This window comes from Roseomonas sp. TF40, assembly GCF_057219975.1.
This window is the reverse complement of the sequence record NZ_JBXVVR010000003.1, coordinates 442863-456191: the sequence shown is the minus strand read 5'-3', so window position 1 is coordinate 456191 and position 13329 is coordinate 442863. Positions and strand designations below refer to the sequence as shown.

The following is a 13329-nucleotide window of genomic DNA, read 5'->3' as shown; positions in this document are numbered from 1 at the left end:
GGTGGCCGCATCCGCGGCCTTGGCTTCGCCGCACTGGCGGCGGCGGCCATTCGGTCGCTCGGCCAGCCTGAAGCCCGCGGCCCGCCTCATGCCGCAGGCTCCTGCTCGCGCTTCTTCAGCGTGTAGCGATAGACGCCCTTGTCCTCGCTGAAGGCCACCAGCGCGTGGCCGGTTTCCGCCGCATAGGCGCGGAAATCCTTCACGCTGGCCGGATCGGTCGCCAGCACCACCAGCCGCCCGCCGGGCGGGAGGGCCCGCAGCGCCTTGTTGGCCTTGAGCACGGGCAGCGGGCAGGTCAGGCCCTGGACGTCGAGAATGGTGTCGCTCATGCCCCCGACTCCACCACCGCCCCGCCTCAGCCGCAAGGTCCTGGGCGGCTCCGCCTCGGGCCGCTTGCCGGGGCGCGCCCGCGCGGCCACCCTGGCGCCATGAAATGGCGGCTCGGCATCGATTTCGGCGGCACCAAGATCGAGGTGGCGGCCCTCGCCCCCGACGGCACGCTGCGCCTGCGCCGGCGAATCGCCACCCCGCGCGACTATGGCGCGGCGCTGGAGGCGATCGGCGCGCTGGTCGCGGGGGCGGAGGCCGAGCTTGGTGGTGCGGCCACGGTGGGTCTGGGCATCCCGGGCAGCGAGAGCCCCGCCACCGGGCTGATCCGCGGCGCCAACTCCACCTTCCTCAACGGCAAGCCCTTCGGGGCCGACCTTGCCCTGAAACTCGGCCGGCCCGTGCGGCTCTCCAACGACGCGAATTGCCTGGCGATGAGCGAATTCGCCGAAGGCGCGCGCTCGGGCTTCGCCGTCATCCTCGGCACGGGCGTGGGCGGCGGGCTGGTGATGAATGGCCGGCTGATCGAGGGGTTGAACCGGGTGGGCGGCGAGTGGGGCCACAACCCGCTGCCCTGGATGACCCCGGCCGAGCATCCCGGCCCGCGCTGCTGGTGCGGCCAGCACGGCTGCATCGAGACCTTCCTCTGCGGCCCCGCTCTGGCGCGCGACGCCGATGGGCCGGGGGCGGAGGATGCAAGCACACTCCCCGCCCGCGCCGCCGCCGGCGAGGCCGCCGCGCAGGCCGCGCTCGACCGCCATGTGGAGCGCCTCGCCCGCGCCCTCGCCGCCGTGATCAATCTGGTTGATCCGGAGGAGATCGTGCTCGGCGGCGGGCTGTCGAACATGGACCACCTCTATGTCGCGCTGCCGAAGCTGATCCCGCGCCACGTCTTCTCCGATGTCTGCACCACGCCGGTCCGCCGCGCGCGGCATGGCGACTCGTCCGGCGTGCTCGGCGCGGCGCGGCTGTGGGATGGCGGGTGAGGCCGTGCTCGCGGCGGGCGTCCTGTGGTTCGCCGTGATGTTCGGCCTCGGCTTCCTGCTCGGCCCGATCCGCATCTTCGCCCTGGAACCCTGGCTGGGCGCGACAGGCGCGGTGCTGGTCGAGGCCGTGCCGATGCTGGGCGCGATGTGGTGGCTCGCCCCCTGGGTGGCGCGGATCTGCGCGGTGCCGGCCACGCCGCGCGCGCGCCTCGGCATGGGGGCGGTGGGCCTTCTCCTGCTGCTGCTGGCCGAGACCGCGATGGGCGCGCTGCTGCGCGGGCGCGGGCCGGGGCTTTGGCTGGAACGCGCGGCCACGCCCGACGGGCAGGTCTATTTCGCGCTGCTCGCCGCCTTCGCGCTGATGCCGCTGCTGCGGGCGCGCGCGTGACATGCCGAGCCTTTGCCGCGATTGCGACCACCAGGGCGAAGACCCCTTCCCCCGCTGCCCCTCCTGCGGCTCGCGCCGCATCGCCACGCATCCGGAACTCCTCACCCTCGCCGTCGCGCATGTCGATTGCGACGCCTTCTACGCCAGCGTCGAGAAGCGCGACCGGCCGGAGCTGCTGACACGGCCCGTCATCGTCGGCGGCGGGCGGCGCGGCGTGGTCTCGGCGGCCTGCTATGTGGCGCGCACGCGCGGCGTGCGCAGCGCGATGCCGATGTTCAAGGCGCTCGCCGCCTGCCCGGACGCGGTGGTGATCAAGCCGGACATGGCGAAATACGTCGCCGCCGCACGCAAGGTGCGCGAGCTGATGGAATCCCTCACGCCGCTGGTGCAGCCGCTCTCGATCGATGAGGCGGTGCTGGATCTTTCCGGCACCGAGGCGTTGCATCGCGCGCCCCCGGCGCTGACGCTGACGCGCTTCGCCCGCGCGGTGGAGCGGGAGGTGGGCATCACCGTCTCCATCGGCCTCGCGCGCAACCGCCTGCTGGCGAAGCTCGCCGCCGAGCGCGACAAGCCGCGCGGCTTCGCCGTGCTGGGCACGGAGGCCATCGACTGGCTGGCCGAGCAGCCGGTGGGGCTGCTGCCCGGCGTCGGGCCGGCGCTGGCGAAGAAGCTGCACGGCGCGGGCTTCACGCGGCTCGGCCAGTTGGCCACGCTCGACGCGCGCGAAGCCGCACGGCGCTTCGGCGAGGACGGGCCCTCGCTGGTCGCCCGCGCCCGCGGCGAGGATGCGCGGCGCGTCGATCCGGAACGCACGACGAAGAGCATCTCGGCCGAGACGACCTTCGAGGCCGATCTGCGCGCGCTCGCCGATCTCGAGGCGCCGCTCTGGCGACTCTGCGAGAAGCTCGGCCATCGGCTGCGTGAGAAGAACCTGGCCGCCGCCGGCGTGGTGCTGAAGCTCAAGACCGCAGGCTTCGAAAGCCGCACGCGCACCACGCGCCTCGCCGGGCCCACGCGCCTGCCGGAGACGCTGTTCAAGGCCGCGCAGCCGATGCTGGCGCGCGAGGCCACGGGCGAGGCCTTCCGCCTGATCGGCATCGGCGCGCAGCCCCTCGCCCCGGGCGCGCAGGCCGACCTGCCGGATCTCGCGGATCCCGATTCGGCGCGGCGCAGCGCGAAATGGCAGGCGGTGGAGAAGCTGCGCGCGCGCTTCGGCGCGGCCGCCGTGGTCAGCGGGCGTGCCTTGCCGAAGAAGCCTTGATGCGCGACACGATTCGGCAAAACCAACACCGGAGATGTCGATGACCGCAGCCGCCCCCGCCCCCTCGCTCTCGCAGATCCTCGCCGCCTGGACGCGCGGCGTGACGCTGGCCGATGTGCCGGCCAATGTGCGCGCGCAGGTGGTCGCGACCGTGGTCGATACGGTGGGGCTTTGCCTCTCCGCGCGGCATGAGGTCTACACGGTGGCGGCGCGCGATTCCTGGGACACGGATGGCCCCTGCACCGCCTTCGGCCACGCGCGGCGCATGGATGCGGGCGGCGCCGCCTTCGTCAACGGAATCGCCGCGCATGGCGAGGATTTCGACAACACCTTCGAAGGCTGCCCGGTGCATTCCGGCGCCGTCATCGTGCCCGCCGTGCTCGCACTCGCCGAGCGCGATGGGCTTTCGGGCGCGCAGGCCATGGCCTCGATGGCGGTGGGGATCGAGGTGATGTGCCGCCTCGGCCTCGTGGCGCAGAAGGGCGTGCATGCTGGCGGTTTCCACCCGACCTCCATCCTCGGCACCATGGCCGCCGCGCTCGCCTGCGGCCATGCGATGGGGCTGGATGAGGGCAAGCTGACCCACGCGCTCGGCATCGCGGGCAGTGCGGCGTCGGGCATCATCGAATATCTGGCAGATGGTTCCTCCACCAAGCGCATGCATGCCGGCTGGGCGGCGCAGGCGGGGCTGCGCGCGGCGATGATGGCGCGCGCGGGCTTCGATGGCCCGCGCACGGTGTTCGAGGGCACGCACGGGCTCTACCGCGCCTTCGCGCCCTCGCTGAAGCCGGATTTCACGCCGCTGACGGCCGATCTCGGCAAGGCCTGGGTGGCCGCCGATGTCGCCTTCAAGCCCTATGCCTGCGGCACCATGACGCAGCCCTTCATCGACGCCGCGCTGATGCTGCGCGCGCAGGGTGTGACGCCCGAACAGATCGCGAGCATCGTCTGCGAGGTGGGCGAGGGCACGGTGCACCGGCTCTGGGCGCCGCTGGCGCTGAAGCAGAATCCGCCGACCGGCTATGGGGCCAAGTTCAGCACGCCCTATTGCATCGCGGTCGCGCTGATCGATGGCGATGCGGGCCTCGCGCAGTTCACCGAGGAACGGGTGCATGAGCCCAAGGTGCGCGCCCTGGCCGGGAAGATCAGCTACGTCATCGATCCCGACAACGAGTATCCGCGCAACTACACGGGCCATGTGCGCGCCACGCTCACCGATGGCAGGGTCGTGGAGACGCGCCAGCCCTGCCTGCGCGGCGGCAAGAACCAGGCGATGCCGCTCGCGGAGCTGGTGGCCAAGTACCGCGCCAACACCCGCTTCGCCGCGGTGCCCGACGCCGCGTCCGAGGCGCTGCTCGACATGCTGCTGAAGCTGGAGACGCAGGCGGATTTCCGCCCGCTGGCCGACAAGGGCCTTACCGCAGGCTGAACATCATCTGCAGCCGGAACCGGCCGGCGGCCTCGATATGCGCGCGCATCGCCGCCCCGGCGGCGGCGGGCGTGCGCTGGGCGATGCCCTCGACGATCGCCTCGTGCTCGGCCAGCACATCGGCCATGCGGCCCGGCGTCTGGTAGGTCGTGCCCGGCAGCAGCGCCATGAAATCGTTCAGCGGCGCCATGGCGTGGGTGAGGAAGGTGTTGCGCGCCGCCTGGCAGATGCCCTGGTGCAGCTGGCGATTGAGCTGCGCCGCGCGCGGTGCCTCGGCCGCCGCCGCGCGCATCTGCGCCAGGATCTCGCGCAGCGCCGCCACGTCGAAGGCCGAGGCCTGCAGCGCCGCCATCTCCGCCGCCGTGCCCTCCAGCGCCGCGCGGAACTGATAGAGCTCGCGCACCTGCGCCTCATCCAGCGCGGCGATGGCGAGGCCCCTGCCCGGCACATCCTCGATCAGGCGATCCGTCTCCAGCCGGCGGATCGCCTCGCGCACCGGGGTGCGGCTGGTGTTCAGCGCCTCGGCCAGCTGCGCCTCGCGGATGCGCTGGCCCGGGCGGTAGAGGCCGCTGCGGATGCCCTGCCGCAATTGCCGATAGACGAATTCGGCACGCGAGATGTCACCCTCCGGCAGCGGCCCCTTGTCCATCACGGCAGGAACAACCCGCCATTCACATGGATGGATTGCCCGGTGATGTAGCTGCTCGCGGGGCGGCAGAGCAGGCGGATGACCTCGGCCACATCCTCCGGCACGCCCTCGCGCCCGACGATGGGCGCGCCCGCGATGCCATGGCCCGAACCGGCCGAGCGCTTGCCGCCGATCTTGCCCGGGATCACGCAGTTCACGGTCACGCCATGCGCCGCGAATTCCACCGCCAAGGCACGCGTGAGGCCGACCAGCCCGGCCTTCGCCGCGATCACATGCGCGCGGTCCGGCGCGCCGAGATGCGCGGAGAGCCCGCCCATGTTGATGATCCGCCCCTGGCCGCGCGGCACCATGCGGCGCAGCGCGGCGCGCGAACACAGGAAGGCGCCATCCAGGATCGTGCCGGTGATCTCGCGCCAGCGCGCGAAGCTCATCTGCAGGAAGGGATCCTCGCCGCGCAGCGCGGCATTGTTCACCAGGATGTCGAGCCGGCCGAACTGGGCATCGATTTCGGCCATCATCGCCTCGACGCCGGCCTCATCGGTCACGTCCGCGAGCACGACCAGGGCGCGGCGGCCCAGCGCCATGACCTCCTGCGCCACGCCCTCGGCCTCGGCGCGGGAGGAGCGGGCATGCAGCACCACATCCGCGCCCTCGGCAGCCAAGGCGAGGGCCGTCGCGCGACCGATGCGCCGCACGCCGCCCGTGATCAGCGCCACCTGGCCCTGCATCGGCTTGTCATCCATGGTCATGTTCCTTCGGCGATTCAATCAGGTGCAACAGCGGCCGCAGGCTGCGCACGCGCAGCCCCGCATCCATCTCCCGCAGGGCTTCGAGCAGCGCGCGGGCATGATCCTCGCCCAGCAGGGGTGCGACGAGTTCGAAGGCCTTGGCCTCGACCTCCGGCACCGTCATCGGGTTCTCCGGCGTGCCGCGCACGGCGCGGGCATGGTGCCGGCGCGTGCGACCATCGGCGAATTCGATCTCCACGATCGCCTGGCGCGCGGGGGTCGCGACGGTGAGCTCGGCGCTCGGCACCAGGCGCATCTTCGCGCGCAGCGCCAGCACCGCCGGGTCGCGCATGCGCGCCACATCATGCCCGGCCGCGAAGCCCACCGTGCCGTCGAGCAGCGCGAGTGCCGCCAGATGCTGCACGCAGACATCGGGCATGGCGCGGTCATCGACGATGTGGATGCGGTCATCGGGCATGGTGATGGTGATCGCCGCGATGTCGCCCGGCGCGTGGCGCGCGCCCCCGGTGATGGCGACCACCGCATCCAGCACCGCCTGGATCGGCGAGCCCACGCACCATTTCTTGATCGAGGCGCGCTCGATCTCGAAGACTTCGCCCAGGCCCTCGAGCAGCGCGGCGGGGTTGGCGCGTTCCGCGAAGGCGGCAAACAGGTTGTGCGCCCCGCTCAGGCAATCCTCCACGCCGGTGAATCCCGAAGCCACCATCAGCGCGGCGAGGGTGCCGTTGCGCGCCGGCATGGCCGCGAAATCGAAAGCCTTCTCGATGTGGTGCGGGTCGCGGTTCCAGAAGGGAATGCCGCTCGCCTGCTGCGCGCTGTAGGCCAGCATGTGGCGCACCTGCCGTTCGTCGAAGCGCAGCAGCACCGCGCAGGCAGCCGCCGCGCCGAAAGCCGGGCCGATGCTGTGCGTGCTGTGCTTCGCCTTGGCGGGGGAGGAGAAGCCCATCGCGATGTTGACGCGCGCGGCGACCTCATAGCCCGTGGCGACGGCGCGCAGCAGGCTCTCGCCATCCGCATCCACCTGCTCGGCGATGGCGAGCGCGGCGGGCACGATGGCGCAGCCGGGATGGCAACGGCCGGCGAGGTGGCTGTCATCCGTCTCATCGGCATGGGCCGCCATGGCGTTGGCGAAGGCGGCCTGCGCGGCGGGCAGCAGCATCCGCGCGCCGATCGCGAGTGCCTCCGCAGCCCCCCCGGTGGGGGCGACGAAGCGCGCGCCCTGCACGCCGGCTGCCAGTTGCGTGCCCGAGACGATGGCGGCGAGCGAATCCAGCAGATGCAGCTTCGTCTTCGCCACCACGCGATCGGGCAGCGGGCGCGTCGCCGCGCCGGCGACATGCGCCGCGAGGCCGATGATCTCGGGCGAAAGCGGCGCTGCCGGCTTGCCTGCCATTCACGAAACTCCTTGCGTCACAACACACCCATGCCGCGCAGCGCGAGGAAGCCCCCGCCGGTGAGGATGGCCGCATCCAGCAGCGCCGTGTGCAGCTTGAGGCTCATGCGCGCGCCCAGCCAGCGCGCCGTCATCACGCCGGGGATGCTGATCAGCCCCACCACCAGCGCCAGCGCCCAGGCCCAGCCCGGCAATTCGCCCAGCGCCTGGAAGGTCAGCACCTTCACCAGCCCCACCACCAGCGAGATCGCCGCATCCGTCGCCACCACCGCCTGCGGCGGCAGGCCGAGCGCGACCAGGGCCGCGATCAGCACCACGCCCCCGCCCGGCGTGCCGCCCGTGACCAGCCCATAGGCCGCCCCCAGCATCAGCACGCCAACCGGCCCCACCTTCAGCGTGCGACCCGCGAGCCAGCGCCGCAGCGGCACCATCACCACCAGTGTGAGCCCCAGCAGCAGCGCCACCTGCCGCCCGCTCAGCAGCGTGAACAGCGCGGCGCCGACGAAGCAGGCCGGGATCGCGGCCAGCGTCAGCGGCACCACGCGCGCCCATTCCACCCGGTCGCGGAACACCGCGAGGCGCGTGGCGTTGTTGAACAGGCCCGAGACGGCCAGCACCGGCACCGTGGCACTCGCGCCGATGATCGGCACCAGCGCGATCGGCATCAGCAGCCCCGTGCCATAGCCGGCCAGCCCGCCGATGATCGCGGTGAGATAGGCGGCAAGGCCCACCATCACCGCGGGCAGGAGATCGACCGGCATGGCGGGCCGGGCTCAGCGCACCACGCGCACGCCCGCTTCCTGCAGGATGCCGCGCAGCGTGCCCTTGTATTCCTCGAAGAACTTCCCGGTATCGGCCGCCGAGAGCCAGGCGCCCTGGAACTGGTTGTCGTCGAGATACTTCTTCCAGGTCGCGCTTTCGCTCATGCGCTGGAACATGCCCTGGTAGAAGGCCACCGCCTCGGCCGGGATGCCCGGCGGCGCGAGCAGGCCGCGCGCCTGCACCACATCGGTGATGGCGAAGCCGGCCTCGCTGAGCGTCGGCACGTCGGGGAAGCCGGGCAGGCGCGAGTTGCCGACCTGCGCCAGCACGCGCATGCGGCCCGCGCGCACCTGCTCACCCGCCTCGCTCGGCTCCGCGATCATGATGTCCACATGCCCGCCCAGCACGGCCGAGACACGCTCGCCCCCGCCGGGGAAGGAGATGAAGGCCCAGCGCGCGCCGGTATGCGCCATCAGCAATTGCCGCACGAGGTTGTCGCGCGCCGTGGGCGAACCGCCGGACTGGCGCAGCGCACCCGGGCGCGCCTTCGCCGCGTTGATGAAATCCGCCATGGTGCGATGCGGGCTCTCCGCGCGCGTGACAACCAGCGCGGGCTCGATCGCGATGCGGGTGATGGGCGTCATGTCGGAGGTCTGGGCACGCGCCTCGGCCTGCACCAGCGGCAGGGAGAGCCACAGGCTGGTCCAGACGCCCAGCACATGCGGGTCGCCGCGCTTGTCGACGATATAGTTCATCGCCGTCGCACCACCGCCGCCGACGCGGTTGACGATCTGCAGGCGCACGGGCGCGAGGCGCTCGGTCTCGAGCGCGGTGGCGACGGCGCGGGCGAAGACATCGGGGCCGCTGCCCGGGCCGTTATGGGCCACGATCTCGATCGGGCGCGTGGGCACCCAGCCGGACTGGGCGCGGGCGGGCAGGCTGGCGCCGAGGCCGAAGGCGGCACCGGTGGCGAGCAGGTGGCGGCGTTGCATGTCTCTCTCCCTTTGGTTTCGCAGCAATCGAAGTCAGGCAGTCGCGGCACGGCGCCGGCGGCGCGCCGCCAGCAGCGGCGGCGCCAGCAGGATCAGCGCCGCAAGGCCCAGCATCACGGCCGAGATCGGCCGCTCCACCAGGATGGTCGGGTCGCCCATGGACATGGTGAGCGATTGGCGCACCGCGCGCTCCATCGCATCGCCGAGCACGAAGCCCAGGATGAGCGGCGCGGTGGGGAAATCGAACTTCGCCATGACGTAGCCGAGCAGGCCGAAGCCCGCGAGCAGGGCGAGGTTCATCACATTGTCGGAGACGGAATAGGCCCCCACCAGGGCGAGCCCGAAGATGATCGGGAACAGCACATGCAGCGGAATGCGCAGGATCTGCGCGAAGACCGGCACCAGCGGCAGGTTCAGCACCAGCAGCACGATGTTGCCGATATAGAGGCTGGCGACGAGGCCCCAGAAGACGGCGGGCGATTCCATCATCATCAGCGGCCCGGGCTTCACCCCCCACAGGATCAGCGCCGAGAGCAGGATGGCGGTGGTGCCGCCGCCCGGAATGCCGAGCGTGAGCAGCGGCACCAGCGCGCCGCCGGAATCCGCGTTGTTCGCCCCCTCCGGCGCGGCCACGCCCTCGGGCACGCCGGTGCCGAATTTCTCGGGATGCTTCGAGACCGATTTCTCGATGCCATAGGCGATGAAGGAGGCGATGGAGGATCCCGCGCCGGGCAGCACGCCCACCAGGAAGCCCACCACCGAGCCATTGGCGAAGGCGAAGCGGCAGGCCTTCAGCTCGGCCCAGGAGGGCAGCAGCTCGCGCACCGAGTTCGGCACCGGCAGGGGCGTGTTCTCCTCGCCCTGCTGGATGCTCTCCATCACGCCGGCGATGGCGAAGACGCCGATCGCGATGATCATGAAGTCGATGCCGCTGATCAGGAAGCTCGATCCGAAGGTGAAGCGGCTCTGCGAGGTGAAGAGATCCGTGCCGATCGAGGTCAGCCACAGCCCCACCAGCAGCGCGAGCAGCGCCTTGATGAGCGAGGATCCGCCCAGCACCACCACCAGCGACAGGCCCAGCACCATCAGCGCGAAATACTCGGGCGAGCTGAAGTGCAGCGCGAAGGCGGCGATCGGGGGGGCCATCAGCGTGAGTGCCACGATGCCGAAGGTGCCCGCGATGAAGGAGGCGATGGCCGAGATCCCCAAGGCCGCCCCCGCGCGCCCGTTGCGCGCCATCTGGTAGCCATCGAGGCAGGTGACGACGGAAGACGCCTCGCCCGGGATGTTGAGCAGGATCGAGGTTGTGGAGCCGCCGTATTTCGCGCCGAAATAGATGCCACAAAGCATGATGATGCCGCCCGTGGGATCCATCCCGTAGGTCAGCGGCAGCAGCAGCGCGATGGTCGCGGCGGGGCCGAGGCCCGGCAGGATGCCCACGATGGTGCCGAGGAAGCAGCCCACCAGGCACCACACCAGGTTCATTGGCTGCAGCGCGACGGCGAAGCCCTGGCCAAGGCCGCTGAGGACGTCCATCAGAACCCCCAGGGTCCGGCGGGCAGCGCCACGCCGAGCAGTTGCGTGAACACGAGCCAGAAGCCGGCCGAGCAGGCCACGCCCACGGCCAGCGCGTTGCGCCAGCCGCGGCGGAACACATAGGCGACGATGAAACTGCTCAGCACCGCGAAGCCGAGCACGAAGCCCGTGACCTGCATCGCCACCGCCGAGCCCGCGAAGACCGCCCAGGTGGCCAGCGCGCGCACATGGCCGGAGAGGTCGCTGCTGGCGAGCGAATCCGGCGAGGGCCGGAACAGCGCGCGCAGCACCAGCACCAGGGAAAGTGCCAACATCAGCACGCCATAGCCGAGCGGGAAGAAGCCCGGCCCCGGCCCGTCCTCGCCCATCAGATCCCAGCTCGTCGCACGCAGCGCGATGAAGCTGCCCAGGCCCGCGAGCGCGAGGCCCGCCAGCACATCCTTGTCGAAGCGCCGCGCCGCCATGCCCGCGCGCCTAGACGCAGAGCGCGATGAGGTCGCGGACATCGGCGACCTCATCCAGCGCCCAGATCACCCCCGCCAGGCGCTGCGCGCGCTCCGCCCCCAGCGTCTCGGCCGCATTGCCGAGGAATTTCCGCTCCAGCGCCGCGTCGGACATCGGATTGGCGACGGTGCCGGAGGCATGCGCGACCGGGGCCTCGAAGCGGCGGCCATCGGTGGCGACCAGCGTGGCATGGGCCTGGTCCTTGCCGAAGCTCTCCACCGTGGTGACTTGCACCTTCGGCCGGAAGGCCAGCACATCGGCGGACCGCGCCCGCGCATCGCTGTACTGCGCAATGCCCGCCGTGCCGTCGAGATAGGCGACGGAGGCCGAGTGGTTGATGCTGAACTTCGACATCAGCCCCGACTTCGGATCATCGACGCCCGTGATCTTCACCGCATGCGGGTGCACCTGCAGCTCCACGCGCTCGACCGCCTCGGCCGGGAGGCGCGCCGTGCCGTGCAGCGCGATCATCGCATCGATCAGGGGGTGCAGCACGATGCCGCAGGCATAGGGCTTGTAGCCGTTGCGCGTCAGTTCGAAGCGCTCGCCCAGGCCCTCCGTGATGCGCTCGGGCGCGGCCACGGTGCTGTAGATTCGCGTGAAGCCGCGCTTGCCCTCGAGGATCTCCTCGGAGCTGTTGAAGCCGCGCGCCGCGAGCAGCCCCGCCAGCGCCCCGCTCGCCGCCGCCTTCCCGGCGTGGAAGGATTTGCACATCGTGCCGCGGTTCTGCTGCATCCCCGCCGCCTGGGTGGTGGCGATGCCGATGGCGTGGTTGGTCTGCTGCGCATCGAGCCCGAGCAGCCGCGCCGCGCCCGCCCCGGCGGCGATGGCGCCCAGCGTGCCGGTCAGGTGCCAGCCGCCATCATGATGCGCCGGCGCGCCCTGGCCCGCGCGCACGCCGGCCTCGAAGCCGCCGACATAGGCGACGATCAGATCGCGCCCCGAGACCGGCCTGTGCTCGGCCAGCGCGAGCAGCGCCGAGAGCAGGGGCGAGGAGGTGTGCAGCACCACCCCGCCCATATGCGTGTCGTCGAAATCCAGCAGATGGCCCATCTGCCCATTCGCCACCGGCGCGTCGAGCAAACCGAGCCGCTTCCCGCCCTGCCCCAGCACCCGCGCGATGGGGGCCGAGCCGGTGGCGGCGAAGGTCTCGAGCAGGATGCCGATGGTGGGGTGGCGGCTCGCGGCCAGCGCGCAGCCGATCATGTCCATCACGCCGCGCCGGGCTTCATGCACCACGGGGGCTGGCAGGTCGGCGAAGCGCAGCCCAGCGATGAAGCCCGCCAGCGCCTTGGTGACACCGAGATCCAGCGACGCCACGCCATATTCGGTCTTGGCCGATGCCATGATGGTCCGTTTCCCTCACCGTGCCGCGCTCCGGCGGATTTGGCGGGAGGCTAGGTCATCTGTGTGCCGTTGTATACCTCCGTGCGCATCACCCCTCCCCGCGCAGCATCCGGATGATGCCGGAGAAGTCGGTTCCGCCCCCGCCGGCCTCGACGAAGGCGCGGTAGAGTTCCAGCGCCCGCGCGCCGATCGGCGTCGCCACGCCGCCCGCCTCGGCCGCGCCCACTGCCAGACCGAGGTCCTTCAGCATCAGGCTCGCGGCGAAGCCCGGCACGTAGTCGCGGTTCGCCGGGCTGCCGGGCACGGGACCGGGGACCGGGCAGTAGGTGGTCAGGCTCCAGGACTGGCCGGAGGATTTGGACGCCACCTCGAACAGCGCCTGGTGCGACAGGCCGAGGCTCTCGGCCAGCACGAAGGCCTCGGCGGTCACGATCATGGTGGCGGCGAGCATCATGTTGTTGCAGGCCTTCGCCGCCTGCCCCGCCCCGGCCGCGCCGCAATGGATCACCGCGCGGCCCATCTGCTTCAGGATCGGCTCGGCACGCGCGAAGGCCTCGGCCGCGCCGCCAACCATGAAGGTGAGGCTCGCCGCCTCCGCCCCCATCACCCCACCCGAGACCGGCGCATCGAGGAAGGCGCGCCCGCATTGCTCGGCGACGGTGCGCGCCGAGGCGACATCGATGGTCGAGCAATCGATCAGCACCGCATCGGGCGCGCTCGCCGCCGCCATGCCGCCCGCGCCGAGCCAGGCGTCGCGCACATGCGCCCCGGCGGGCAGCATGGTGAGGACGACATCGGCGCCCCGCGCCGCATCAGCCGCGCTGGCGGCGGTGGTGGCGCCCCCCACGCGGGCCATGGCGGCAGCGTCCAGGTCGAACACCGCCACCGCGTGCCCGGCCTTGACCAGGTTGCGCGCCATCGGCCCGCCCATGTTGCCCAGGCCCACAAAACCGATCCGCGCCATCGCGCTGCCCTCCCGCTGTTGCGCGGAAGCGTCGCGCGGGCG

14 protein-coding genes are annotated in these 13329 nt (G+C 71.7%); 4 read left to right on the top strand and 10 right to left on the bottom strand.

All coding sequences use genetic code 11. From position 1 onward, the window contains the following. Window positions 1–86: 86 nt before the first annotated feature. Window positions 87–329 carry a sulfurtransferase TusA family protein gene (locus AC2D9U_RS12090; protein WP_481997901.1) on the bottom strand — a complete coding sequence of 81 codons (243 nt, stop codon included), beginning with the start codon at window positions 327–329 and terminating at the stop codon, window positions 87–89. A gap of 99 nt (window positions 330–428) precedes the next feature. On the opposite strand from AC2D9U_RS12090, the gene AC2D9U_RS12085 reads away from it, so the two are divergent. Genes AC2D9U_RS12085 through AC2D9U_RS12070 form a run of 4 tightly spaced genes read left to right on the top strand, consistent with a single transcriptional unit; the run spans window position 429 to window position 4391 of the window. Beyond that, a complete protein-coding gene (locus AC2D9U_RS12085) occupies window positions 429–1313 on the top strand; it encodes an ROK family protein (RefSeq protein WP_484749239.1) in 885 nt (294 codons plus the stop codon). After that, complete coding sequence (locus tag AC2D9U_RS12080; RefSeq protein ID WP_484749237.1) at window positions 1303–1701, top strand: hypothetical protein; 399 nt, start codon at window positions 1303–1305, stop codon at window positions 1699–1701. Before AC2D9U_RS12085 ends, AC2D9U_RS12080 begins: the two co-directional genes overlap by 11 nt. 1 nt (window position 1702) lies before the next feature. After that, window positions 1703–2962, top strand: a complete 1260-nt coding sequence (locus tag AC2D9U_RS12075; RefSeq protein WP_484749235.1) for a DNA polymerase IV — start codon at window positions 1703–1705, stop codon at window positions 2960–2962. A 40-nt stretch (window positions 2963–3002) separates the two neighbouring features. Beyond that, complete coding sequence (locus AC2D9U_RS12070) at window positions 3003–4391, top strand: MmgE/PrpD family protein (RefSeq protein ID WP_484749233.1); 1389 nt, start codon at window positions 3003–3005, stop codon at window positions 4389–4391. Here the strand turns inward: AC2D9U_RS12070 and AC2D9U_RS12065 are convergent. From AC2D9U_RS12065 to mmsB, 9 genes are all read right to left on the bottom strand, one after another. Next, window positions 4378–5040, bottom strand: coding sequence for a GntR family transcriptional regulator (locus AC2D9U_RS12065; protein ID WP_484749231.1), 663 nt, complete (start codon window positions 5038–5040; stop codon window positions 4378–4380). The genes AC2D9U_RS12070 and AC2D9U_RS12065 overlap by 14 nt on opposite strands. Next, window positions 5040–5789, bottom strand: a complete 750-nt coding sequence (locus tag AC2D9U_RS12060; protein WP_484749229.1) for an SDR family NAD(P)-dependent oxidoreductase — start codon at window positions 5787–5789, stop codon at window positions 5040–5042. The genes AC2D9U_RS12065 and AC2D9U_RS12060 overlap by 1 nt, the downstream gene beginning before the upstream one ends. Further along, window positions 5776–7182: an MmgE/PrpD family protein gene (locus tag AC2D9U_RS12055; protein WP_484749227.1), complete on the bottom strand. Its 1407-nt coding sequence runs from the start codon at window positions 7180–7182 to the stop codon at window positions 5776–5778. Before AC2D9U_RS12055 ends, AC2D9U_RS12060 begins: the two co-directional genes overlap by 14 nt. 17 nt (window positions 7183–7199) lie before the next feature. Next, window positions 7200–7943 carry a sulfite exporter TauE/SafE family protein gene (locus AC2D9U_RS12050; protein ID WP_484749225.1) on the bottom strand — a complete coding sequence of 248 codons (744 nt, stop codon included), beginning with the start codon at window positions 7941–7943 and terminating at the stop codon, window positions 7200–7202. A gap of 12 nt (window positions 7944–7955) precedes the next feature. Continuing rightward, a complete protein-coding gene (locus AC2D9U_RS12045) occupies window positions 7956–8936 on the bottom strand; it encodes a Bug family tripartite tricarboxylate transporter substrate binding protein (protein ID WP_484749223.1) in 981 nt (326 codons plus the stop codon). A 33-nt stretch (window positions 8937–8969) separates the two neighbouring features. Then, complete coding sequence (locus AC2D9U_RS12040) at window positions 8970–10472, bottom strand: tripartite tricarboxylate transporter permease (protein WP_484749222.1); 1503 nt, start codon at window positions 10470–10472, stop codon at window positions 8970–8972. Beyond that, the gene (locus AC2D9U_RS12035; protein WP_484749220.1) at window positions 10472–10936 is read right to left on the bottom strand and encodes a tripartite tricarboxylate transporter TctB family protein; all 465 of its coding nucleotides are present in this window, start codon (window positions 10934–10936) and stop codon (window positions 10472–10474) included. Before AC2D9U_RS12035 ends, AC2D9U_RS12040 begins: the two co-directional genes overlap by 1 nt. 10 nt (window positions 10937–10946) lie before the next feature. Further along, window positions 10947–12323, bottom strand: a complete 1377-nt coding sequence (locus AC2D9U_RS12030) for an MmgE/PrpD family protein (protein WP_484749218.1) — start codon at window positions 12321–12323, stop codon at window positions 10947–10949. An 88-nt stretch (window positions 12324–12411) separates the two neighbouring features. Beyond that, window positions 12412–13287, bottom strand: coding sequence for a 3-hydroxyisobutyrate dehydrogenase (mmsB, locus tag AC2D9U_RS12025; RefSeq protein ID WP_484749216.1), 876 nt, complete (start codon window positions 13285–13287; stop codon window positions 12412–12414). Window positions 13288–13329: the final 42 nt, after the last annotated feature.